We start from the raw sequence: 24,451 nt of genomic DNA, 5'->3' as shown, positions 1-24,451 counted from the left end.
CCTAAGTGTAGCTACGTGGTGGCACGCTGGGCGTAGCGGGATGCCAGCCACGAACACATCATTAACTGCACCTGGTGGTAAATCATCAACGGCAGGATAAGTAGACCAAGAGACGTTCCCCCAGAAGCAAAGATAACCGAGGCCATGGGTAGGCCCGTGGCTAGTGACTTCTTCGATCCACAGAACTCGATTGCGACTGTATCGGCGCGCTTGAATCCCAATTTCTCACTTACCTTCTTGGTGAGCCACAGCATGAAAGCAACGAAGATCGCTGCGAAGGCGACAAGGAAGGCCAACTCCCATATGGAGATGGAGGACCAAATTCCGTCTACTACGCCTTTGGAAAAGGCAGAATACACCACCATGGCAATAGAGCCGCGGTCTACCACTTTGGTGGCCTTGCTTTGGGCGAATTTGCCAACCCAGCGCCGAGTCAGCTGACCCAGGATAAAGGGAGCCAGCAGCAAGAGCGCGATTTCTCTAAATACGGAAGTGTCGATGTGGACCCCTCCCCCGGTTCCCATCAGGAGCATAACCAGCGAAGGGGTAATAAATACTCCGACCAAGTTAGAAGTAGATGCTGACACGATTGCGCCTGCAACGTTTCCCTTCGCAATGGAGGTAAAGGCAACCGAAGATTGCACGGTGGACGGTACCAGCGTGAGAAACAAGATCCCCAGGTACATATCGTGCGAAATGAAAGCGGTAAGCGGTCGTAGCGCTATACCTATGAGCGGGTAGACCACAAAGGTGAAGGCCAGGATCGTTAGGTGTAGGCGCCAATGCTTAAGCCCATTGAGGGCCTCTTGAGTGGAGAGCCTAGCGCCGTACAAAAAGAAGAGGAAAGCGATCGCAACATTTGTTAGCTGGCCGAATGTCTCGGCAAAATCCCCACGGGCTGGTGCAATGACCGCAAGGATGACCGCCAAGATGATGAGCACTATGAGGGGGTCGGGCTTCTTTAAACTCTGCAGCATTCTAAAAGTTTAAACCCTACCGCTCCTTCTTCCCCGGAAATACTCGGGCCAAAAATATGCCCTCTTTGGTTTCACGTGAAACCACAGAGGGAGGAATGCACCCTAGGCTGTAGTGACATTAGAGCCGTCTTGCTTAACTTCGTATCCTTCCAAGGGGTCGCGGCCCGGTCCGGATATTACGCTTCCATCGCTGAGGTCATAGGAGGTGTTATGTGCGGTGCAGGTGGCCGTCATGCCATCGATCTCGGTGATCGGATTGTGCTGGTGCGGACAGGTCTGGGAATAGGCCTTGAACTCACCTTCTTTCGGCTGAGTAAAAATGACGCCATCTACAATCTTCGCGGATCCGACTGGAATTTCCGTAGCTGCGATTTCTGCGGACGGAGAAGAACCACAGGCTGTTAGGTAGGCACCTGCGAAAGTGGTAGCGGTACCGAGCAAGAAGATTCGGCGAGAGCACTTATTCATGCCCTTAGTCTAGCTGGTGATGATGGTGCCTTGTGACTCAGCCGTGTAGCTGAGCGAATTTAGAGTTTCACGTGAAACACAGAAGTTAACTAACCAGATAGCCCTCCCATGTTTCAGGGGAGCCAGTGGGTGTAGGAGTGAGTTCATAGGTGCCAGATTCAATGCCTAAATCATCGACGATGCTATGGGCCGACTGCTGCCCCTCCGCTACCGGTGTGGATGTTGCCTCTTTGTGGCCTTGCTCGTTATAAGCGCCAATGGCAAAGGTCGAAGCGGCGATGGCTGCGAGGGCGGTGCTTTTCTTCATATGTATCATTTTGCCCAGCGGAGGCCTCTGATGCTCTTTACTTTCTGGGTTCCCCGGAAGCTTTACGCAATCTCCATCGTTATTGGCAGTAAGGCGAAAAGTACGGTAATCCAATTATTAACGTAGCCTAGCGTTGAAGTGACCAATATATTGAAAGAGTGACGGGATATCGTAAGTGACGGAACAAGAAGATGTAACGAGCCTGACCTATAACGTCACTGTGACTGTCGGGAAACATCCAATGAGCTATTCAAGCGAGAGGAAATAGCTACAAAAATTCCCCCTCTGGATGAGGCGTAATTCTTATCCAGAGGGGGGCGGTTGTGCAGCAGGCGCTGCTATCTGTCAGATTCTCGTGCGGCGTGACGGAGTGCGTCGACATCGACCTGCGGTGCAGAAGCCGCGGCAGCCTCTTCCCCACCGCAACCGTCGGAGCCACAATTGCAGGAATCCCCACAACCTTCTTCACTAGCGTGTGCCTGTTCGTAGAGGAACGCGGCACGCGAGCCGAGGTTGGAACCTACAGATAGGGCGAGAACTGCCGCCACAAAGGTAAGAACCGGAAGGAGCCACATCCAGCCCTCAGCGCTAAGCGCGACGATTCCACCGAAAATTAGGCAGACACCGCTGAGGATCCAGAATGGACCAGCGATGCGATGGGCGTTATCCCACGCTTCGCGAGACTTGCGGATTTCTTGCAGTCGCAAGCCAATGTAGTTATTTCCGGGTAGGCGCTTGGTTGAGGCCATGGTACCTACAACGATGAGGAAGACGGCGAGGATGAAGAAGATGATTCCCACTGCGATCATGTATTCAGTTTAGCCTTGTAGTGCTGAGATAAAAATTGCGCCTAGGCCGAGTGCTCTGTCGCTGTGTGCGCTCAGGTAGTATGCATTTAAGGTCGATTGATAGATATTGAATCGACCTTGGCCTCCGCACTGCGCTGTTTCGCCTCGGTCGTTTAGTCCTAGAGGTAGAGCACCCGATCTGATTGTAAGTATATGAATCTCAAGAAACTCTCGGAATCTTTGTTGTTCCGCATTATCGTTGCCATCATCTTTGGCGTGGTGGTCAGCCGATTCGCGCCAGAATGGTTTGGTCGCGTATTCGCCACCTTCAATGGACTATTTAGCAACTTCCTCAACTTCTTTATCCCGGTCCTTATTTTCGCGCTGATCGCTCCGTCCATTGCGGGTCTCGGGCGTGGTGCCGGTAAGTGGCTGGGGGTTACAGCGGGGATTTCCTATGGCTCCACTATTGTCGCCGGTCTTCTTGCCTATGTGCTTGCCCACTGGCTCTACCCCACCATGCTTAGTGGTCAGAATCTGATTACTAATGTCTCCGATATTGATGAGGGTGCACTCTCTCCCTACTTCGAGGTGGAGATGGCGCCGCCTTTTGAGGTTATGACTGCCCTCTTGTTGTCGTTCTGCATTGGTGTAGCTATGACTACCGTGAAGTCCGATACTTTGTATGCTGTCACCAAGGAATTGGAGAACGTAGTAGTTAAGGTAATCTGGGGCTTTGTTGTGCCGATTTTGCCCTTCTATATCTTTGGCATGTTCTTGGGATTGGGCATGAATGGCAATCTGGGCTCGGTACTTTCGGCCTTTGCCAAGGTTTTGATTTTGGCGGTTGTCATGACCCTGGTTTACTTGGTCTTGCAATACATCATTGCTGGTGCGATTACCGGGAAGAATCCCTTCAAGGCGCTTCGCAATATGCTGCCGGCTTATTTCACGGCTTTGGGAACCTCCTCTTCTGCCGCGACTATCCCAGTGTCCTTGGAGTCTACGCTTAAGAATGGCATTTCAAAGCCGGTGGCAAGCTTTGTTATCCCGCTGTGCGCGACCATCCACTTGTCCGGTTCGATGATTAAGCTGACGCTCTATGCCTTCGCAATCGTGTATATGGCAAACCTTGATATTAGCACCGGTACCGGACTTGGCTTCATCTTCTTGTTGGGAATCATGATGATTGCTGCTCCGGGCGTTCCGGGCGGTGCCGTCATGGTGGCGGCCGGCCTTCTGGCAGACATGATGGGCTTTGATGATGGCATGGTGGCGCTCATGATCGCCGCCTACATTGCCATCGACTCGGTCGGCACTGCCGCCAATGTCACCGGCGACGGTGCTATTGCGATGATCGTAGACAAATTCGCAGGCGACAAGAATGACCCCTCCGAAGAGGAATCTGCAGAAGCAACCGCGTAGAGGCTCACCAAAACCACACCCCTCGTTCAGCTGTCGAGAGCTGACGAGGGGTTTAATGCGTTGTGGGACTATTTTCGGGTCGCCGCCTTCATGCGGGTGACAAACTTAGCGAGTTCTTTGTGCAGCGCGGGGTCCACGCGAGCGCGGCCTGAGGTCCCTTCGATTTGGGTCCGCTCTGCAGCGGTTTCACGTGAAACGTGGCGATCAATGATTTTAGTAATGGCCGAGCCAGTAATAGCCCCCTCCGCTCCGGCTGCCACGGCATCGCGCACATGCTCGGGTGCTGAAATGCCGAAGCCGAGCAGTACCGGCGGGCCATCGAATCTATTGATGTTTGCTACGACTTCTTCAAGCCCGATGGTTTTAGATTCTCTTTCGGTACCTGTCACACCGTCGCGCGAAATGGCATAGATATAACCCCGCGAGCTGTGAGCGACGCCTTCGAGGGTGCTCGCGGTGGCACGAGCCGGGGCGATGAAGATCGGATCTATACCGGCCTTTTCTGCTGCAGCGATGAATGGAGCGCCTTCGCGTACGGGGACGTCGGGAAGCAAGATGCTATCCGCGCCTGCCTTAGCGAATTCGGAATAGAAGCGCTCGGAGCCGCGCGTGAAAGCCACGTTGCCATAGATCAACATGCCAATGGGAAGCTCAGGGAATTCTGAGCGAATCGTCCGCACCTGTTCTAGAGCGGAATCTACGGTGGCGCCAGCCGCTAGCGCCCTAAGGTGAGACGCCTGAATGGTCGGTCCATCGGCCACGGGATCAGAAAATGGGACGCCAAGTTCTAGTGCATCTGCACCGGCCGCGACAACGGTTCGTACAATGTCCAGCGTGTCCTCCGGGGTGGGATCGCCCAACATGAGGAAGGGGACGAACGCGCCCTCTCCCCTTTCGCGCAGTGATCGGAATAGGTTCTCGTATCGATTGCTCATTAGTGCTTCTCCTGCAGTTTAAATTCTGGGTGGGCCTCAAGTGCGCGGCGAACATGGTCGATATCTTTATCGCCGCGACCAGACAAAGAGACCACAATGGTGATGTCCTCATCCTTCCGTTTCAAGGCATAAGCAAGAGCATGGGAAGACTCAAGGGCGGGAATGATCCCTTCCCGCTGGGATAGCAGTTGGAACGCTTCCAATGCCTCGGCGTCTGTAATGCCAACGTATTGTGCTCGGCCGCTGGAGTGAAGGTAAGCATGCTGTGGACCGACTCCCGGGTAGTCGAGTCCGGCGGAAATGGAGTATGACTCTTCCACTTGGCCGTCTGCGTTCCTCATGAGGTAGCTGCGTGCGCCGTGGAGTATTCCTACGGTCCCGTTGTTGATGGTGGCACCGTGCTTGCCGGAGTCCAGTCCTTCACCGCCCGGTTCAGTGCCGACGAGTTCCACTTTTTCCTCCGCAATGAAGTCTGCGAACATACCGATTGCATTGGAACCGCCTCCGACACAGGCGACGACTACATCCGGCAGGCCGCCGGTACGCTCAAGCATCTGCTGCTTAGCTTCTTCGGAAATGACCTTATGGAACTCCCGGACGATAGTCGGGAAAGGGTGTGGCCCAGCCGCAGTGCCGAGGAGATAGTGGGATTCATGGAACGTAGCGGTCCAATCGCGGAGCGCTTCATTCACCGCATCCTTAAGCGTTCCGGACCCGGTATCAACGGCTACGACTTTCGCGTTCATTAGCTCCATACGGAAGACATTGGGCTGCTGCCGCGCGACGTCTTTTGCCCCCATATAGACCACACACTCGAGCCCTAAGAGTGCGCAAGCCAGTGCGGTGGCGGTGCCGTGCTGGCCCGCTCCCGTTTCTGCAATGATGCGAGTCTTTCCCATACGTTTGGCGAGGAGGGCCTGTCCGAGGACTTGGTTCGTCTTGTGCGCGCCACCGTGTACGAGGTCCTCACGTTTGAGGAAGATCCTCGCCTTACCGCCTAAATTTTTTGCCTCTGTCAGTGGCGTGGGCCGGCCAAGGTAGTCACGCAGAAGGCCGCTGAGCTCTTCGCGAAAGGACGGGTCATTCTGTGCTTCTACAAAAGCCTTCTCAAGTTGGTCGAGGGCGGGGATAAGGGATTCTGGGACGAACTGTCCACCGAATTCACCAAAGTATGCTGGAAGGAGTGTTTCACGTGAAACGGTCATGATCGTGTCCTTTCTATGGGTGTGTATAGCGTCGGATGATGTGGAAGGCTTGGGACACAAGCGAGGAATCCTTGCGGCCGGGTGCGTACTCTAGACCCGAATTGAGATCGAGCCCCATCGTGCCGATCGACAGAGCCTCTTCGAGGTTGTCTAACCGGAGGCCACCGGCGAGGAAGGATTTATCCTTAACTTCAGGGGGGATAGTGCTCCACTCGAATGAGCTTCCTGACCCGCCGCTTCCGGAGTCCAGGACTAGCGCTTCTACTTCTGGGACAAGGTCAGTTGCCAGTCCTGCGAAATCGGGGCTGAGCATATCGACGGCACGCCAGACGGATAATCCGCCCGCGACGCTGCGTACCTGGCGTAGGAATTCTCTTTCCGCTTCCCCACTTCCTTGGAATGGGGTGTGGAGCTGAAGTGCCTTGAGTCCTGGGAGCTCAGAAAGTCTCTGTAGCTCTTCGATATCCGAAGAACGTGTCACGGCCACGTAGTCCAGACCCGGCTCTGCGGAGATGATGTCACGCGCGGTTTCACGTGAAACAGTGCGCGGCGATTCCCGTACGAAGATAAGTCCTCCGTAGCGGGCCCCTGCAGCACGCGCCGCTTGCGCAGCGGAGGCAGAGTTAAGCCCGCATACTTTATTGCCACCGTAGACAAGATCGCGAGCGGCGCGATCGATATCCTCTTGGCGGCTGAGTTGTGAGCCTACAAGGAATGCGTGCACGTGAGAGCCCAGCCGGCGGACGGTGGCATTGTCGCGGATTCCGGATTCCGAGACGATCGTTTTTCCTTCAGGGATATGGCTAGCGAGGCGCTCGGTTCGTTCTAGGTCGATGCTGAGATCGTGGAGGTTGCGGTTATTGATACCGATGATGTCGCCACCTAATTGCAGCGCTCGTTCCACCTCTTCCTCGGTGATGGCTTCAGTCAGGACGTCTAACCCCAGTTCATCAGCCAGCGCCTTGAGTTTAACGTAGGTGTCATCATCCACGATGGACATCATGAGCAAGATGGCATCGGCTCCGTAGTGTCGCGCGGCGTAAACCTGAATGGGGTCAACAATGAAGTCTTTGCACAGCACCGGCAGGTGGGTAGATTGGGCGACGGTTTGCAGATGGTCATAGTCGCCGCCAAAGCGCGCAGGCTCGCACAGCACCGAAATGGCGGAGGCATAGCGTGAGTAGATGCGAGCGATATCGCCCGGACGGTAGTCCGCGCGAATCAACCCCAGGGATGGCGAGGCAGACTTACATTCCATGATGAAGCGATTGGCGCCATCGAGGGCTTCGACAAGCGAACGCTCCGAAGGCGGTACGCTAGCGAGGTCCACGTAGGACAACCTGTCGCGAATGGCCGGCAGATGAGTGCGGCGCTGGGCGACGATCTCTTGTAGCACGGTTGGCAATTCCTTCGCCGTCATTAGTTCTTCTCCCCTACCGCATAGTTGGCGCTTTCGTGGATATGGAGCCACTTTTCGACAGCGCCGCTATTAATCAGATCCTTAGCGTGAGAGACTCCTGCTGCGATACTCCTCGTGGTCCCGTTGAGGTAAAACATGGCTCCGGCGGTGGCAGCGATGGCGTCCACGTGTGCGGGCTTACCTCGGCCGGCAAATACCGCGCGTAGGGCTAAGGCATTTGCAGCGCCATCCCCACCGGCAAGCTCCGCGAGCTCGTGGCGCTCGATACCGAGCTCTTCAGGGGTGAGCTGGTAGGTGATAATGTCGCCGTTCCTGAGCTCCCAAGCCTGCGTGGTGCCATGAGTGGCAATCTCATCCGTGCCGGCTCCATGGACGACTAAGGCGCGCTCGCGGCCAAGTTCTCGAAAGACCTCTGCAATGAGTTGGCCTTGATCTGGGTTTGCAATGCCCATGATTTGGAGTGATGGGTGTCCTGGGGACAAGAGCGGGCCGAGGGTATTAAATATGGTTGAGATGCCCAGTGCCTTGCGCACCGGTTGGACGTGGGCGATGGCTGGGTTGTAGGCGGGGGCGAAAAGAAACGTAAAGTTCGAGGCCTCAAATTGGCGGACCGCTCGGGCGGCGTCTAAGTCGAGCGGGATATTAAGAGCCTCGAGTACATCCGCAGATCCGGACTTGGAAGAGACCGAGCGGTTGCCGTGCTTGATCATCTTCACTCCCCCTGCAGCGGCGACGAGCGAGGCCCCCGTCGTGATATTGATGGTATTTGCGCCATCGCCCCCAGTGCCGGCCGAATCCATAAGGCCTTTTCCGGTGATGGGGAAGGGATAGCCCACCTTTAAGAAAGCCTTGGCGGCGCCGGCAACGTCCGCGAAAGTCTCGCCCCGAGCCCGGATATGAGCGAGCAATGCCGCGATATGGATATCGTCGTAGGCGCCCACGGCCAAGGGGGTAAATACCTCCGTGGCTTCTTCGATGGTGGGTTGTGGATTGCTTAGATAGGCCTGAAAGGTCCGCAGTGGTGTTCGGCTCATTTTAGTTTTCCTTCTCCATAGTGGTGTGGGTAGATAGTTGGTGAATGCAGCGTTGGAGCATTACGGGTCCAGTGGGTGTGAGGACGGATTCTGGGTGGAATTGCAGACCTAGCCCCATACCGTCTTTTGTCTCCGCGGCCATCACTACTTCGCCGATATCTGAGGAAGTGTGTGCTAGGCAGCGCATCTCGTGCGGGATATCCGTACAGCCGAGCGAGTGGTAGCGTGCCACCGGAATCTGTGTGCCGAGACTATTTGGTTGATCAGGTTCGGTATCGGTGGCAAGCCCTTGGAATACGGGATGCTGAACCCCGGCTGGCGTGAGAGTCATCGGAACGGATTTCCCGTGTACCGGGCCGCAGGGCGCAACTGCCCCACCGTGGTATTCAAGAAGCGCTTGGAAGCCGAGGCAGACGCCGAGAATGGGAGTGGTGCCCAGGGTGGCGTCGATAAGCTCCATCATGCAGCCGGCCGACCGTGGATGGCCGGGGCCGGGGGAAAGCACAATTACGTCGGGCCGCGCCCCCAATACTTCATCGACCGCAACGGTGTTACGAAATACTGTGGTATCGAACCCAGCTAGGGCATCGACGAGGTTATAGACAAAAGAATCGTGGTTATCCAGAAGGACAATGTGTGGCGAACTCATCGCTGCACCTCCAAGTCGGCACCGTGTGCTACGGCAATGGCATTGAGCACGGCGTAGGCCTTATGCACCGTTTCATCGGCCTCGGCCTGTGGGACGGAATCTTTGACAACACCGGCACCGGCTTGCACTACTGCGGTGCCGTCTTGGACGTAGGCGGAGCGGATGACAATGCAGTTATCCATGGCGCCATCGCCGCGCAAGTAACCTACTGCCCCGCCGTAGGATCCGCGGCGTGTCCCTTCCGTTTGCCGCACCAGCTCGGTGGCACGAAGCTTGGGCGCACCCGTCAGGGTGCCCATGTTCATACAGGCTCGATAGGCATCGAGCGCATCGAAATCTGAGTGGAGCTTCGCCGTGACTCGGGAGACCAAATGCATCACACGGGAGTAGCGGTCCACCTGCAATAGCTCTGCCACCTGGCGGCTACGAGGAACGGCCACCCGCGCGAGATCATTGCGTGCTAGGTCTACCAGCATCGTGTGTTCCGCAATCTCTTTGTGGTCAGTACGCATCTCTAATTCATTGCGGATATCAAGCTCATGGCTGATGCTCCCATCCGGGCGCAGCCCGCGCGGCCGAGTGCCAGCGATGGGATAGAGCTGCACTCCCCTATCTTCCGGCGTGAACCTGAGATTGGATTCTGGCGACGCGCCAAATAGCTCATAGCCGTCGCCACGAACGTAAAACATATAGGGCGAAGGGTTAGTGTCTCGTAACGTCCGGTAGGCCGCGAGGGCGCTTGGACATTCCAGCGCGAAGGAACGCGCGGGCACTACTTGGTAGATATCGCCGGCGTGAATCTTGCGTTGGAGCTTTTCCACGTCTGCGCGAAACGTTGCGTCATCCGCATCAGCCACCGCACGGATCTTGCTTCTCTGTGGTGCCGTGGGGCGTGGGGTCTCCGGCCGCGTGGCTAGGGAATCAAGTTCCGCTTTAAGGTGGTCTTCGTCGATATCCCAGCCCTCTAGGCGCGCAGTTCTTTGCAGGTGGTCTACCTCCAGGACCGTTTGAGCCACCAAGAACTCATAGTCTGGGTAGGAATTCGGCCCCGGTTTAACCTCGGGGAGATCTTCGAAGGTGGCCAGGTAGTCATAAGCGAACCCGCCCCCTAGAAATGGTAGTAGCGGAGAGGAATAGGTGGCCTCTAATTGGAAGAATCGCAGAATGTCAGCGGTTGATTCAGCAAGGAGTCGCTGCCGCTCGTCGGGTTCGGCAGAAGGCGGGAATTCGAATACAGCGGTAGTAGTTTCACGTGAAACTAGGCGGTGGCGGAACCGGTCTCGGAGAGGAGGAAGGAGCACCTCCCCCGCGTTGGTGAGGGCCCGCACCTCCACCCTGTGGCCATGGCACGTGACTCTGAGTGCTGCCTTGAGGATGGCGAGACAGTTGAGGTTTTTCTTAGTCTCGATGTCTGCGCTTTCGAGCAACAGGGAGTCGTGCGGTTGCGCGAGCGCGTCAAATGTGGCGGCCGCATCGCTGTCGTAGGGTATGTCGCGGGTAGCCGTGTATGGCATTGCAGTGCCCTTTCGGAGAGGGTGGGTATGGGAAACGAAAATTAAACTTCCACGAGCACAGGCACAAAAACGCCAAAAGGCCCGCAGAATGCGAGCCTGAAAATAGCTTGCGAAAGATGGCCCGCGGGTTACGCGCGCCACCACCAAGCAGTAGTCATGTTCTTCATGGCAGCTACTTTAACCCAAATTTCTATAACTCGGAAGATATTGCCGATAAATATTCTCACAGCCCGAGCTGGCTTTCTCGCAGAAGAAGCCGTATTCGGGACTTTAAAGACTTTAAAGAAACGAGTGGGGTACTGTTGGGTGCATTAACAAAGGGAAGAAAGGTGATGTAAATGACTATGAGTCCTAATGAGGTAGTGGCAAAGGTTCCTACCCAACTTTTGATTGGAGGCGAGTGGCGAAAGGCATCTTCCGGCGAGACTTTCACGGTGGAAAATCCCGCCACCGGAGAGACCATTGCTACGCTCGATTCTGCTAATTCCGCTGATGCGGTAGCCGCTCTAGATGCTGCTTGTGCGGTGCAAGATGAGTGGGCACGAACCACTCCGCGCGAGCGGGCGAATATCCTCCGCCGGGCCTTCGAGCTGGTACACGAGCGCGCCGATGAGTTCGCGACGCTGATGACACTTGAAATGGGAAAGCCTTTTGCCGAGTCTCAAGGTGAGGTCACCTATGGTGCTGAGTACCTGCGCTGGTTTAGCGAAGAGGCAACGCGCGATTATGGCCGCTATTCCCCCGTTCCGGAGGGCACTTTGCGTATGGTCACACGCCGCAAGCCGGTCGGGCCATGCCTGCTAATTACCCCATGGAACTTTCCCCTCGCGATGGCCACGCGCAAGGTTGCGCCTGCTGTTGCGGCAGGCTGCACCATGGTTCTGAAACCGGCCAAGCTCACCCCACTGACTACGCAGTACTTTGCGCAAACCATGCTCGATGCCGGCCTGCCCAAGGGTGTGCTCAATGTGGTTTCCGGAAGCTCTGCCTCAGCCATTTCGGAGCCTTTGCTTGCCGACGATCGCCTGCGCAAGCTTTCCTTCACCGGCTCCACCCCAGTGGGCAAGACTCTACTGAAGGGTGCCGCGGATAATGTGCTGCGCACCTCCATGGAGCTGGGCGGCAATGCTCCGTTCATCGTCTTTGAGGATGCGGATATCGATCAGGCCGTAGCAGGGGCCATGGGTGCGAAGATGCGCAATATTGGTGAGGCCTGCACTGCGGCCAACCGTTTCATAGTGCACGAGTCCGTGGCGGAAGAGTTTACGCAGAAGTTGGCGGCGGAGTTTAACAAACTCGTCGTGGGCAATGGCCTGGACGAAGGCGTTACCTGCGGTCCCCTCATTGAGGCCAAGGCGCTCGACAATATTGCCGCCTTAGTGGATGACGCAGTGGAAAAGGGTGCCACCGTTGTTACCGGTGGCAAGCGTGGCGAAGGTGAGGGTTACTTTTATGCCCCCACGATCTTGAGCAATGTTTCACGTGAAACCCGCGTGGCCCAGGAGGAAATTTTCGGCCCAGTTGCACCTATCTTTACCTTCAGCGAGGAGGCGGAAGCCCTAGAGTTAGCAAACGAGACGGAATATGGTCTTGCGTCCTATATTTTTACGGAAAACTCAGACCGCCTGTGGCGCGTGGCCGATGGTCTCGAATTTGGCCTGATGGGATTCAATGCCGGCGTCATCTCCAACGCCGCTGCCCCATTCGGCGGCGTCAAGCAATCCGGTTTGGGCCGCGAAGGTGGCGCCGAAGGTATTGAGGAATATACCTCAGTTCAATACCTGGGCATCCGTGACCCTTATGCCAATGTTTAGAAACGCAAGCGTCTGAAAAGACACACAGGCCAGCCGGGCTCCCTTTCGGGGCCCGGCTGCGGCCTAATAATGTAAACATTCATTGAAAATGAGTCTGCCTCCCCGACCTAAAGCATTTATCCTGCTCAAACCGTCAATATTGTTTGCATTGGGCGGCAAAAAGTGAGGCCGAACAAGACCAAGAGGGTTTTTTGATTAACCATTGAAGCTTGCGGGGCGTATAGTTCCTCTCCGTATAATTTAATTCGTATCTCCTTCGCCCGCGCAGTGTGGCCTCATGGCCTGCTCGTGGAGAGGGAATTTTCTTTTTGTTATTTGGAGTGAGTATATGACGTCTACTGAATCTGCAGCGGCTAAGCCGCAGCTGATTACGCCCACGTTCGTTCTCGCGTGGGTGGCTAATTTCTGTCAGTTTTTGGTCTTCTACCTGTCCGTGACCACCATGGCCCTCTACGCGGTAGAGAGCTTCGGGGCATCGGATACCGTGGGTGGTTTTGCCTCCAGCGCCTTTGTTCTCGGTGCGACGTGCATGCGCGTATTCTCCGGCTGGCTCGTGGACCGCGTAGGCCACAAGAAGGCCGCCCTGACCTCCCTAGTCTTCGTCACAGTCGTTGCTGTGGCGTATTTTTTTGCACAGAACGTCGCCGTTCTTATTATCGTCCGTTTCCTGCACGGCACGGGTTATGCTTTGACCTCCACCGCGCTTATGGCAGTGGCACAGTCCGTCATTCCGCACGAGCGCCGCGCGGAGGGTACTGGCTACTTCGCCCTCGGTACTACCTTGGCAACGGCCTTCGGCCCAGCACTCGGCCTCTTCTTGGCTAATAACATTGGCTACAACACGCTCTTTGCTGTAGCGCTAGGCGCTAATGTCGTGTCTTTGGTCCTGGCCTTGGTGCTGCGCTACCCAGCTGAGGTTTCTGCCGAGAAGCCGGCCTTTACGCTGCGCAATGCAGTGCACCCCAACGTGGTTCCCATCGGTCTGTTTATGTTGCTGGTCGGAATCGCCTACTCCGGTGTGGTCACCTATCTCAACGCTTATGCGCGCAAGGAAGACCTTGTTACCGGTGCAGGTCTGTTCTTTATTGGTTACGCAGTAACCATGCTTATCATGCGCTTTGTTTTGGGCCGCATCCAAGACCACAAGGGCGATAACGCCGTGATGTACCTCGGCCTGGCAGCCTTTGTTATCGCCCTGCTCCTCATGGGCTTCCCCACCAACGACGTCATGCTGGTGGTTGCAGGAGCCTGCACCGGCCTAGGTTTCGGTACCCTCAGCCCCGCCTGCCAGGCTATCTCTGTGCGCTCGGTACCCGCCGCACAGATGGGCGCGGGCATCTCCACCATGTTCCTCCTGATGGACCTAGGCATTGGCCTGGCTCCGTTCGGCCTAGGCCCCATTGTTGGGGCAACCGGCTTTGACACCATGTACCTCATCCTTGCGGCCCTCGTAGTCATCGCAGCCATCTACTACTTCTTTGTGCACGGTCGCTTCCCCAAGGCCAAGGGGCACCATCTACACTTCGACGAAGGTAAGTAACACGGCACTCCCCTGTTAGCCTGAAGCATTAAAAGCACACCAGCCACCGAGGTTGGTGTGCTTTCGCTTTAGGTAGACCGTGCGGTTGTAGTTTGAGGGTCCGGAGGCTGGGGGTCGCGCGCAGCGCAGGAACGGAAAACTCGCCGAATAAGAGTCCAGGGTGTAGGGCTAGGCGCGCAGACTGTTGTTCTGGTGAGGGGGCAAGCAGCCAGCCTCGATTACGCGCTGGGCAAGGGTACGGTTGCCCATTTTGGCGGCAAAGGCGATGCGCATAGTGATGTCATGGTTGGGTGGCGCATCCATTGTGATGCAGTCGCCGGGTTGGATGCGGCCGGGAGAAATAATGCGCAGATAAGTACCGCAATCGCCACGGGCGGTCCAACGCTTGAGCCACCCGCGCTCCCCTAGCCAGCCGGCAAAGGTGGAACAGGGTTGGCGGGGAACGGATACCTCAAGTACAGCGGTGCCGATTCTTAGGCGTTGGTTAATGAGTAGAGCGGACAGATCGACGCCTTGGGTGGTGAGGTTTTCACCAAAGCAGCCAGACGCCAGCGGGCGGGAAAGCTCGGATTGCCAGTAGTCCAACTCTTCGCGGGCGTAGGCGTAGATGGCTTTATCATTGCCGCCATGATGTTGGGTATCACCAATTATATCGCCGCGCACGCCGGAACCGTCGCCATAATGGGGGCCGGGCGCAGCCACATCGATGAAGGATTGCGGCTGCTTATCGATGCCCGAAAACTCGTGCCGCCCGCTCGGGTCTGGCCGGCGGACGGCGACATTGGTGGAAATGACCTGCATGCCTGCCACACTAGCTGAGCGTGAGCGCCTCCGCGGTGAGAATATCGCGGTAAAACAGCTGCGGAGCGAGGGAGACGGCCTCGGCTAGCTGCGGGAGGGCGCCGTCAAGCGCGGCGGCGAAAGCGGGATCAGCCAGCTTGCCATTGGCCACGCCGCGCGCCGTGATGGCAAAGACGTAGGAGATAAACGGCATCCAGGCGGAATCGCCGAGCTCCGAATTGCCATCACCAAAGGCATCGAGCGCGAGCAAGGTGTGCAGTACGGACTTATCCACACCTAGCTGCTGCAGCGTTACCCGCAGCTGCAGGGCGGTGCTGCGCAGGTTGGAGATGGTGCCCAGGCGGGTGAGCGCGAGGTCGTTGGCAAAGCATTCGCGCAGTGCAGCGATTCGGTGAGCATCGTCGCAGAGCTGATCGTTGGCCGTCGATGGTGTGGGCGCCTCACCTGTGGCGCTCATCAGCAGCATTGGGCGGGTGACATCGTCGACGCCGGTGGACGGCACGCGCGCGAGCGCGGCGGAGCCGTGGGCTTCGATGTAGTCATGGGCGGCGTCGGCAAGCGCGGCCAGCAGTGAGGAAGGCTTTTCGGCCGGCTCCTCGCGGCGGAAATTGCGGGAGACCAAGCCGGTGCGGACAAAGGCGCGCATGCGCTGGCCCGGCTCAAAATCCGCCGCCATGAGGGCATCCATGCTGGCACGCGGATCGGCCTCAATCTCCTTGATGATCGCCTCGAAAGTTTCCTTGGCCTTGGGCGCTAGGCGGCGCATAGCCGCGTAGGTGGGCCACAACCCTTCGGTGTTTGCGGTTTCACCGTCCTGGAAGATGATAAGCGCGCTCGCCGGCGGGTACTGCGGCGCGGCCAAGTCGCTGGCCGGTTCGTCCTCCCGGAAATCCACGATGAGGTGGCCGGCATCCAGCAGCTCCTCGGGCAGCTCGAAGCCTTCCTCGGTGGGGTCCAGTGGCATCGGCTCGCCTGCGGGATTGCCCAGTGGCCAAGCCCATGCCAGCAGCTCCACCTCTTCCTCGTGTGGCTGCTCGGGGACGAGGATGCCATCCTCGATGGTGGCGCGGGAGATCAACGGAGCTTTGCGCACGGTGGCGATGGCGGCATAGATGAGGTCGCTGGCCGCCGTGGCTTCATATTCCATAACGCGCCGGTCAAAGCTGCGCTTTTGGTGCGCTGCGCGCTCCTTTTCCGGCAGGCCCTCGAGATACTCCTCATAGGAGAGCGTGGACCACAAGAGATAAAGCTCCAGCGAGGTCTTTTTCGTCAGTGCAGATTTCAGCGCGCGATTCGGCACGGATAGGCTGGTAGCCGCCTCCGTAGAGCCATTGGCGGTGACGAGGTCCCTGATCTTTTGGTTTTTATCAATGACCACGAATTTTGCCAGCGGTAATGGCTCCGGCGAGTGGATGGTAAAGAGGGCATCGGCATCGAGCTGATCTGCCAGGATGACTTGTTTATCGAGGTAATCGACTGGTTCGGCCGCGGTGCGCTTGACCCGGGTACGAATCGTCGCCGGTTCCACCTGGAAGGTCAGCTCATAGCCGGCTTCGCTGCCGATGGTCTCCTCGCGCACGCTCTCGTCCTCACCAAAGACGCGCTGGCCTTTTTCCATCTGGATGGGCTTGCTCGGCGCAGAAGCCAAGGCATAGCTAAACGGTGAAAGATTGCCCAGGGCGTCGATGAAGCGGAAGTTAGTGCCGCGCGGGCCCTCGTTTTTGGCGCGCATATGCAGTGTTTCCGCGAAGTTAAGGTACTGGATATCCACCAGTTCCTCATCCTTGTACAAGCTAAAGCGGTAACGACCTACCCAGGGATCTTCGAAGGCATCTGCCGGGAGCACCTCGTGGATGCCCTCCGGTAGCTCATCCTCCAGCACGGCCTCTTCTTCCCCACCGATGGGGACATAGGTCAATTCCATGCTGAGCTCAGTGTTCGCGATGACGCGAGGTGACTGGGTATAGACCAGCTCGCCATCCAGCCCGTGGGCATTGGGCAGCGACTTGACGGCCATATCCCAGGCAAAGTCAGGGCTGCCAGACACCTTGATGGTGGCGGGCTCTTGTTGCGGTGCTTCCACCGTGAAGGACTGGCTCACCTCTAGTGGGAAGATGGACCAACCTTCCCAGGCGCCGTGTGAGCGAGCCTCGCCGGCCTTAGCCTTGGTGAATTCCGTGCCAGCAGGGGCGATGAAGGTATATGAGCCCTTAGGTATCGCTGCGGTGGTATCGAGCGGCCGATGGGTGGAATCCAGCACTAAGCCGCCATTGGCCACACCAGCGAATTCCAAGGTGTGCTCCTCAAAGGAGACGCTCAGGTGGCTAAAGGGGTGGGGCATGCTGATCCACAGCCCGGGCTCCTCGCCCTCCACGTAGTAGAACTTACGAGTGTCCTCGCTGTCATTGAGCAGCTGAGCGGACACGGTCCACTGGGGATCCTCTGGCTCATAACCTGCGGTTAAGGCTGGTAGGTACAGCTCCAAAGTGTGGGTGGCTGGGGAGAGGCGCAGGTGCGGAATCCCCTGAAATACCGCTGCGTCTGCAAAAGATGAAAGCTGGCTGCGAAACTTCTCCTGGCTCATTTACCCCAGCCTAGATCATTTTCATGCAGATCTGCATTTTGGCTGCGAGCGGGGGAAATGACCCGAAAGCCGGGGGTGAGTCCAGCGGAGAATTTGGGAGCGCGTGCCCAGCAGGTCGCGGAATGCGCAGCGAACTACACCGCACCGGCACGCGGCTATTACACTGTGTGATTATGAATACCCAGAGCGATTCCACCTCGTACCGCTATACCCCGGAGCTGGCGAACCAGATCGAGAAGACCTGGCAGCAGTACTGGAAAGACAATGGCACTTTCAACGCCCCGAACCCGGTAGGCGAGCTCGCCACCGATGCGGGCGAGCTGCCTAAGGAAAAGCTCAATGTGCAGGATATGTTCCCCTACCCCTCCGGTGCGGGCCTGCACGTGGGACACCCGCTGGGCTATATCGCTACCGATACCTATGCTCGCTATAACCGCATGCTGGGCAAGAACGTGCTGCACACTTTGGGCTACGATGCCTTCGGCCTGCCGGCCGAGCAGTACGCCATCCAGACCGGTACCCACCCGCGCACCACCACCGAGGCGAATATTGAAAACATGCGCCGCCAGTTGGGCATGTTGGGACTCGGCCACGATCCGCGCCGCTCCGTAGAATCTACGGATCCGGAGTTTTTCAAGTGGACGCAGTGGATTTTCCTGCAGATTTATAACTCCTGGTTCGATGAGGAGCAGCAAAAGGCTCGCCCCATTGCGGAGCTCATCAAAGAACTAGAAGCCAATAAGCGCACCACTAAGGACGGCCGCTATTACGAGGACCTCACCGAAGAGGAAAAGGCCGCAGCAATTGATGAATTCCGCCTAGTTTACCTGTCTAATTCCACGGTGAACTGGTGCCCAGGCTTGGGTACCGTGCTGGCAAACGAGGAGGTCACCGCAGAGGGCAAGTCCGAGCGCGGCAACTTCCCCGTATTTCGCAAGAATTTGTCCCAGTGGATGATGCGCATTACCGCCTATTCCGATCGTCTGCTCGATGATCTAGAGCTTTTGGATTGGCCGGAGAAGGTCAAGTCTATGCAGCGCAATTGGATTGGGCGTTCCCGCGGCGCGGAGGTTTCCTTCCCCGCTGAGGGCTACGAGATCGAGGTCTTTACCACCCGCCCGGATACGCTCTTCGGCGCCGAGTACGTGGTGCTGGCCCCAGAGCATGAGCTTGTCGACGCCCTCCTCTCCCCCATCCCTTATGACGATGACGTAGACGAGCGTTGGACCTACGGTCACGATGATCCCAAGGAGGCCGTGGAGTCCTACCGCACCGATATTGCCGCCAAATCTGATCTAGAGCGGCAGGAAAACAAGGAAAAGACCGGCGTCTTCCTTGGCACCTATGCCACCAACCCGGTCTCTGGGAAAAAGGTCCCGATCTTTATCGCGGACTACGTGCTGACCGGCTACGGCACCGGCGCCATCATGGCAGTTCCAGCGCACGATACCCGTGACTACGAGTTTGCCAAGACCTTCGGCCTGCCCGTTACGGAGGTTGTTTCTGGCGGCAACGTGGACGAAGAAGCCTGGACCGAGGACGGTGCCCTGGTTAATTCTGCCAATGACAAGGGCCTAGATCTCAACGGCCTGAATAAGGCCGAGGCTATTGCCAAGGCCATTGAATGGCTGGAAAAGGACGGCTCTGGCCGGGAAAAGGTGCAGTATAAGCTGCGGGATTGGCTCTTCGCCCGCCAGCGCTACTGGGGCGAACCCTTCCCCATCGTCTATGACAAGGATGGCTTTGCCCACGCCCTGCCAGAATCCATGCTGCCAGTGGAGCTTCCAGAGGTAGAAGATTATAAGCCGGTTTCTTTTGATCCAGAGGATAAGGATTCCGAACCACAACCCCCGCTAGCTAAGGTGCGCGACTGGGTCGAGGTAGAACTTGACTTGGGTGACGGCCCGCAGACCTACTTCCGCGATACCAACGTAATGCCGCAGTGGGCAGGTTCTTCCTGGTACCAACTGCGCTACATCGATCCCCGCAACGATGAGGCATTCTGCGATATTGAAAACGAGCGTTATTGGACGGGCCCGCGACCGGACCAGCATGGCCCACAGGATCCGGGCGGTGTCGACCTCTATGTCGGCGGTGTCGAGCATGCCGTACTGCACCTGCTTTACTCCCGCTTCTGGCATAAGGTGCTCTTTGACCTGGGATTTGTCAGCTCTCAAGAGCCCTACCGTCGCCTGTACAACCAGGGATATATCCAGGCCTATGCCTACACCGATTCCCGCGGCGTGTACGTGCCAGCTGCTGAGGTAGAAGAAAAGGACGGCAAGTTCTACTACAACGGAGAAGAGGTCAACCAGGAATACGGCAAGATGGGCAAGTCCCTGAAGAATGCTGTAGCTCCGGACGATATCTGCCGCGACTTTGGTGCCGATACCCTGCGTGTGTACGAAATGTCCATGGGACCGTTGGACACCTCCCGCCCGTGGGCTACCAAGGACGTCGTCGGCTCCCAGCGCTTCCTGCAGCGCCTGTGGCGCCTTGCCGTCAATGAGGACACCGGAGAGCTGGCCACTACCGACGCCAATTTGAGCGAGGGTGATCTCAAGCAGCTGCACCGCACCATCGCAGGCGTGCGCGATGATTATGAGAACCTGCGGCTCAATACCGTGGTGGCCAAGCTCATCGAGTACGTCAACTACCTGACCAAAACCTATCGCACCGAGGCACCGCGCGCCGCCGTCGAACCAATCGCCCAGTTGGTCTCCCCCATCGCCCCGCATATCGCGGAAGAACTGTGGCAGCGCTTTGGCCACGACGAGACCATTACCTATCAGCCCTTCCCCACCTTTGAGGAAAAGTACCTGGTAGATGATGAAATCGAGGTGCCCGTACAGATCAACGGCAAGGTCAAAGCCCGCATCAACGTGGCTGCCGATGCGGACCAGGAGGCGGTCTTCGAGGTTGTTCTGGCCGATGCCAAGATCGCCGAACTGACTAGTGGAAAGAACGTAGTGAAGAAGATCTACGTGCCGGGCCGCATGGTCAACCTCGTCGTCAAGTAGTCACTCCTCCCAAAACTCCGTGGCGCACAGCGCTATGCCGTGTGCCCGGATTCCCTGGCCGACCTCCAGTTTCTCGTTCACAATGAGCGGCAGGCCGTCGAGGTCGCATACCCAAAACTCCCCCATGCCCAGCTCATTGCTGTGCTTGGCGATGTGCCCGATGGTTCCCGCCACCTCTACCTGCGGGTTGAGCATGCTGGGCTTTAAGTTCCGATAAAAGCGCTCGGTAGCAGGAGAATTCAAAGAAAATTCCTCCGGCTCCCCCACCTCGTACCGCAAGGCCACAACCGCCGGCTGGACCTGTCCCTCTAGCTTTTCGCCTCCGACGGGGTTTCCCGCTGGCAGGGCAAAGGGTGCATCCGCCAGTGCTGCGAACCGTAAATCCCCCGTCTCCACAATGCCGATATAGGGCGTTGCGCGATAAATCGTTCCTAGGGCCTGTTCCCCTCCCCGATACGAAGGAACTGCGGCCCACTCCCCTTCGTACTCCATCGCGGTGACCGCCATATCGGACGGATCTGCGTGAAAAAGGACTCGATCAAATCCAGGTGCATCCCATATTTCGCGGCTTGTGGGTAGCTCTGCGATGAGCTCTTCTATATCCATTAGATCAAAACCACATGTGCTAAATAGCTTATCCATGCTCGCCATTTTAAACACTTCGGTCGCTTCTCCCGAGACGCCGTTTGTTCCAGCGGACGGATCGCTACTAAGACTTTTTGTTTAACTATTTAATTTTTGCGGCAATAACATAACGGATTAAATATTTGGATAACCCGGCCAATAGTGTTCCAAAAGCAAAGCAATTATGACTTTGGCCCTAAAGATGTAGGGGCATTAAATTGTTGACATGCTATACGCCCGCCGTATTAACGTAGTAGGAGTTGTTGTATCAACTCCCGATCGCCTAATGGGTTGCTAGATCAACTGCGCTGTTTAAGCTGTTAAATAACGGCAATCGAAGGAGGATAGCCATGCGTGTGGAGCAGAGTGCGGCATGGGGAGATTTTGTCACTATGCAAGAGGTGCTGCATGCGCGACTTTCTGCACAGTTGCAGAGAGACTCTAGTCTAAGCGAAGCGGACTATGCGGTCTTGGCGGTGTTGCATCGCCGCCGCAAAATTCATACCCGTCCGCACGAATTGGGGACGGAACTACGATGGGAAAAATCGCGCCTGCATCGACAGCTGGTGCGCATGGAATCACGAAAATTAGTCTCCAGGCGGGAAGCACCGGAACTTGGGCCTCGAGCCATTGAAGTCACTGTGACGGAAAAGGGAAGTGCCGCCTTCGGTGCGGCAATAGCGCGCCACACCGCCGCAGTTGATGAAATCGTGGTGAGCACCCTTAGTGACGAAGACCTACAAACTTTGGGGGAAATTTCTCGGAAGTTGTTGCGTGGGATTGATGAGCAGGGCGCTGGAGAGTTCGCTTCTGAAGCCTAACCGCGTATGCAAAAGGCACCCGCCATGACGGCGGGTGCCGGGGAATTTTACCTAGGGCGCGGCCTAGGAAATCTTGAGGACGGTGCGTCCGTGGTGGGTGCCCTCTAGAAGAGACTTGGATTCCTCGACCACGTCCGAAAGTGGAATCGTTGTGGTCAGGGACTCAAGAATGGAACGGTCTAGCTTGCGGGCCAAGAGCTGCCAAGCGTTCTGGCGGTAGTGCAGTGGGGCGTCTACGGAATTGACGCCTGCCAAGTGCACATTGCGCAGAATGAATGGCAGCACGGTGGTGGGAAGATCCGGGCCGGCGGCCATACCGGTGGAGGCGACGGTACCGCCCCAAACCGTGCGAGCCAATACATTGGCCAAGACATGGGAACCGGAGGTATCGACAGCACCGGCATAGGTAGCCTTCTGCAAGGGTTTTCCGGCCTCGGCGAACTCGGCGCGGTCCACAATGGTGTGGGCACCGAGCTCGTGAAGATACTGGGAATAGTCATCTGGACGGCCGGTCATGGCGTGGACCTCGTACCCGGCATTGGACAGGAGGTTCACGGCGATGGAGCCGACACCGCCAGTTGCGCCGGTGACCAAAACGGGGCCATCGGGAAGCCCGCGCAAAGAGTTGACGCACAGTGCAGCGGTATAACCCGCGGTGCCGACAGCGGCTGCCTGTTCTGCGGTGAAGTCTGCGGGGAGCGCGACGGTGGCCTGGGAGTTAACGCGCTGCTTCGGGGTGTAGCCGCCGTGGCGGAACTCGCCAAGGCCATCACCGAAGGAGGCGACCAAGGTACCCACCGGTAGACGCTCTACGCTGGACTCGGCAACGGTGCCGACCACGTCGATGCCTGGAACCAAGGGGCTGGTGCGCATCACACCGCGGTCGCCCGCGATTGCCATGGCGTCCTTGTAATTCAGGGAAGAATAAGAAACATCAACGGTAAGGTCACCCTCGCTGAGGAACTCTCCCTCTTCAAAGGAGGTCGTGACGGTTTTGTCTTCGTTGCGAGTTACTAGTAGCGTGCTCATGCTCACCATCGTACGTTAAATGTGATGCAGGGATTCGACAGCGAATCTCCCGGGAATTTTTCAGACAGGCTTGTTAACTTGGGCATTATGACGACGACCACTGGATCCACCCGCACTTCGCACCAGGTAAGGGCGCAAGGCGCGCCTTCCAAGCGCACGTTGTGGCGCAGTGCTGGCGTTGCCTGCGTGGTCGTTGTGGTGGCTATTGCCGTAGCTACAGTGGGCAAGCCGTTTATTGATATTCCCGGCGTGCTCGATGCCTCTGCACATGCCCGCCGCAGCCTGGATCTGCAAATGTTCAACGGCTTTAATAACCCTCATCCGTGGTGGGGGCCGTGGACCAATACCTTGGGCAATATAGCGCTCTTTTTCCCACTTGGCGCGTGCTTGGTAGTGATGGGGCAAAATTCGCGCCACGTCCGCTTTGGCCGTGGCGGAACCATCCTTCTAGCGATGGCGCTCAGCTTGGGCATCGAAACTACCCAATATGTATTCTCACTGGGCTTTAGCGATGTCGACGATGTGGTTTTCAATACCCTTGGAGCGTCCTTGGGCGCGTTCCTAGTTAGCCGCAAGAGCGCACAGGCGCAGCTGCGAGCCGTCCGCGCTATCGGCTGGATGGCCGCATTGGGCTTGGGTGCCCTCGCCGCTGCGATTGTGGCCGGAGTAATTGTCTAAGTACCCAGGCTGACGCGGTGCCCGAAATTAAACATATCGAGGGAATCTCCCTCTTCGAGGCACTCAAACATACCGGCGGCGTCGGTGGGAACTATGCCGGTTACCTGTGATACCCCGTAGTCCTGAAGGAGAATAGGGGCCAGAGGCGTTGAGGGCCCCAAGATTACATTGATGGACTCGCGGGAGAGCTCGAGCAAGCGGGGCGCGGTCTTATTCACAAAGGCGGAGCCGGTAATGAAGACATAATCGCACTCGGGCAGTATGTACTCGGCGGCGGAATCGGGGTAGTCGCCCTCATTGAGTGAACGCTCTAGCATATAAAAATCCGCCGCCTGGTTGAGCGCCTTAGGCGCAAAAGGGAAGTGGCCAATGACGGCGACCTTCTTACCCGCGACGGCTTCGCGGAAGGGATCGAAGATGTGGGGCCAGGGGGCATCGGCAAGCGCAAAGCCATGTTCATCGGCCACGGAAGGTGTGGAGTAATAGGAATTGAGCGCAGCCATGCCGAAGGATGCCTCTGAGAAATTCCAACTCTTGGCCAGTTGTGCGATGGCGCGCAAGGGAACGCCGGAGTATTCGGCGCTCATCTGGGCGGGGCGGGAGGTAGCTGACATGGTCATGGCCACGCCGCAGCTAGGACTTTCGGTGTAAACGCGGGTCCACCGCGGGTTTTGGGCGGCGCGGGAGACCACTATGTCACGGGGAATGGCATCGATGAGGTCATCGTAGAGATCCCAGGCGGACATGAATAAACCAGCTTTTCCTTATCGTTTGGCACTGCTTGTGAGGAGGCAGTTTAGTCGAATAGGTGGGGAGCA

The 24,451-nt window shown here is 57.2% G+C and carries 21 protein-coding genes; 6 read left to right on the top strand and 15 right to left on the bottom strand.

From position 1 onward, the window contains the following. Positions 1-11 precede the first annotated feature (11 nt). The 4 genes from QP990_RS09745 to QP990_RS09730 form a co-directional block, all read right to left on the bottom strand. Positions 12-977: a bile acid:sodium symporter family protein gene (locus QP990_RS09745; RefSeq protein WP_023020175.1), complete on the bottom strand. Its 966-nt coding sequence runs from the start codon at positions 975-977 to the stop codon at positions 12-14. Between the two features lie 102 nt (positions 978-1,079). After that, a complete protein-coding gene (locus QP990_RS09740) occupies positions 1,080-1,445 on the bottom strand; it encodes a Rieske 2Fe-2S domain-containing protein (RefSeq protein WP_023020174.1) in 366 nt (121 codons plus the stop codon). An 85-nt stretch (positions 1,446-1,530) separates the two neighbouring features. Then, on the bottom strand, positions 1,531-1,752 hold the full coding sequence (locus tag QP990_RS09735; RefSeq protein WP_084278937.1) for a hypothetical protein: 222 nt from the start codon (positions 1,750-1,752) through the stop codon (positions 1,531-1,533). A 338-nt stretch (positions 1,753-2,090) separates the two neighbouring features. Continuing rightward, positions 2,091-2,561, bottom strand: coding sequence for an SdpI family protein (locus QP990_RS09730; RefSeq protein WP_023020172.1), 471 nt, complete (start codon positions 2,559-2,561; stop codon positions 2,091-2,093). A gap of 192 nt (positions 2,562-2,753) precedes the next feature. Here QP990_RS09730 and QP990_RS09725 point away from each other — a divergent pair, with 192 nt between their 5' ends. Next, positions 2,754-3,965: a dicarboxylate/amino acid:cation symporter gene (locus QP990_RS09725; RefSeq protein WP_023020171.1), complete on the top strand. Its 1,212-nt coding sequence runs from the start codon at positions 2,754-2,756 to the stop codon at positions 3,963-3,965. 68 nt (positions 3,966-4,033) lie between these two features. Here the strand turns inward: QP990_RS09725 and trpA are convergent, their stop codons facing one another. The 6 genes from trpA to QP990_RS09695 are packed head-to-tail and all read right to left on the bottom strand — an operon-like array spanning position 4,034 to position 10,722. Beyond that, positions 4,034-4,900: a tryptophan synthase subunit alpha gene (trpA, locus tag QP990_RS09720; protein WP_023020170.1), complete on the bottom strand. Its 867-nt coding sequence runs from the start codon at positions 4,898-4,900 to the stop codon at positions 4,034-4,036. After that, complete coding sequence (gene trpB / locus QP990_RS09715) at positions 4,900-6,105, bottom strand: tryptophan synthase subunit beta (protein ID WP_023020169.1); 1,206 nt, start codon at positions 6,103-6,105, stop codon at positions 4,900-4,902. Before trpB ends, trpA begins: the two co-directional genes overlap by 1 nt. Before the next feature lie 13 nt (positions 6,106-6,118). Next, positions 6,119-7,525, bottom strand: coding sequence for a bifunctional indole-3-glycerol-phosphate synthase TrpC/phosphoribosylanthranilate isomerase TrpF (trpCF, locus tag QP990_RS09710; RefSeq protein WP_023020168.1), 1,407 nt, complete (start codon positions 7,523-7,525; stop codon positions 6,119-6,121). Further along, positions 7,525-8,559 (bottom strand): anthranilate phosphoribosyltransferase, encoded by a 1,035-nt coding sequence (trpD, locus tag QP990_RS09705; protein ID WP_023020167.1) that lies wholly within the window; start codon positions 8,557-8,559, stop codon positions 7,525-7,527. The genes trpCF and trpD overlap by 1 nt, the downstream gene beginning before the upstream one ends. A 1-nt stretch (position 8,560) precedes the next feature. Continuing rightward, positions 8,561-9,208, bottom strand: a complete 648-nt coding sequence (locus QP990_RS09700) for an anthranilate synthase component II (protein ID WP_023020166.1) — start codon at positions 9,206-9,208, stop codon at positions 8,561-8,563. Next, entirely contained in the window at positions 9,205-10,722 is a 1,518-nt protein-coding gene (locus QP990_RS09695) for an anthranilate synthase component 1 (protein WP_023020165.1), read from the bottom strand. The genes QP990_RS09700 and QP990_RS09695 overlap by 4 nt, the downstream gene beginning before the upstream one ends. A 338-nt stretch (positions 10,723-11,060) precedes the next feature. Between QP990_RS09695 and QP990_RS09690 the strand changes: the two genes are divergently transcribed. Further along, complete coding sequence (locus QP990_RS09690) at positions 11,061-12,536, top strand: NAD-dependent succinate-semialdehyde dehydrogenase (protein ID WP_023020164.1); 1,476 nt, start codon at positions 11,061-11,063, stop codon at positions 12,534-12,536. Between the two features lie 328 nt (positions 12,537-12,864). Continuing rightward, positions 12,865-14,076 (top strand): MFS transporter, encoded by a 1,212-nt coding sequence (locus tag QP990_RS09685; RefSeq protein WP_023020163.1) that lies wholly within the window; start codon positions 12,865-12,867, stop codon positions 14,074-14,076. A 168-nt stretch (positions 14,077-14,244) separates the two neighbouring features. Here the strand turns inward: QP990_RS09685 and QP990_RS09680 are convergent, their stop codons facing one another. Both QP990_RS09680 and QP990_RS09675 read right to left on the bottom strand, forming a co-directional pair. Next, positions 14,245-14,877, bottom strand: a complete 633-nt coding sequence (locus QP990_RS09680; RefSeq protein WP_023020162.1) for an MOSC domain-containing protein — start codon at positions 14,875-14,877, stop codon at positions 14,245-14,247. 10 nt (positions 14,878-14,887) lie between these two features. Further along, on the bottom strand, positions 14,888-17,461 hold the full coding sequence (locus QP990_RS09675) for a hypothetical protein (protein ID WP_023020161.1): 2,574 nt from the start codon (positions 17,459-17,461) through the stop codon (positions 14,888-14,890). A gap of 173 nt (positions 17,462-17,634) precedes the next feature. Here QP990_RS09675 and leuS point away from each other — a divergent pair, with 173 nt between their 5' ends. Next, a complete protein-coding gene (leuS, locus tag QP990_RS09670) occupies positions 17,635-20,481 on the top strand; it encodes a leucine--tRNA ligase (protein ID WP_034656067.1) in 2,847 nt (948 codons plus the stop codon). Here leuS and QP990_RS09665 read toward each other — a convergent pair whose 3' ends face one another. After that, positions 20,482-21,123 carry a hypothetical protein gene (locus QP990_RS09665; RefSeq protein WP_232212566.1) on the bottom strand — a complete coding sequence of 214 codons (642 nt, stop codon included), beginning with the start codon at positions 21,121-21,123 and terminating at the stop codon, positions 20,482-20,484. A 332-nt stretch (positions 21,124-21,455) separates the two neighbouring features. On the opposite strand from QP990_RS09665, the gene QP990_RS09660 reads away from it, so the two are divergent. Next, complete coding sequence (locus QP990_RS09660) at positions 21,456-21,926, top strand: MarR family winged helix-turn-helix transcriptional regulator (RefSeq protein ID WP_023020158.1); 471 nt, start codon at positions 21,456-21,458, stop codon at positions 21,924-21,926. A gap of 63 nt (positions 21,927-21,989) precedes the next feature. On the opposite strand, the gene QP990_RS09655 is transcribed toward QP990_RS09660, so the two are convergent. Then, a complete protein-coding gene (locus tag QP990_RS09655; protein WP_034655607.1) occupies positions 21,990-22,964 on the bottom strand; it encodes an MDR family oxidoreductase in 975 nt (324 codons plus the stop codon). Between the two features lie 78 nt (positions 22,965-23,042). On the opposite strand from QP990_RS09655, the gene QP990_RS09650 reads away from it, so the two are divergent. Next, positions 23,043-23,633 (top strand): VanZ family protein, encoded by a 591-nt coding sequence (locus QP990_RS09650; RefSeq protein WP_232212565.1) that lies wholly within the window; start codon positions 23,043-23,045, stop codon positions 23,631-23,633. On the opposite strand, the gene QP990_RS09645 is transcribed toward QP990_RS09650, so the two are convergent. After that, complete coding sequence (locus QP990_RS09645) at positions 23,630-24,379, bottom strand: DUF364 domain-containing protein (protein WP_023020155.1); 750 nt, start codon at positions 24,377-24,379, stop codon at positions 23,630-23,632. The genes QP990_RS09650 and QP990_RS09645 overlap by 4 nt on opposite strands. Positions 24,380-24,451: the final 72 nt, after the last annotated feature.

Origin of the sequence: Corynebacterium sp. MSK071 (assembly GCF_030232125.1) — a bacterium.
Classification (GTDB): domain Bacteria; phylum Actinomycetota; class Actinomycetes; order Mycobacteriales; family Mycobacteriaceae; genus Corynebacterium; species Corynebacterium kefirresidentii.
The sequence above is the reverse complement of the archived record's forward strand: the minus strand, read 5'-3'. Positions and strand labels throughout refer to the sequence as shown.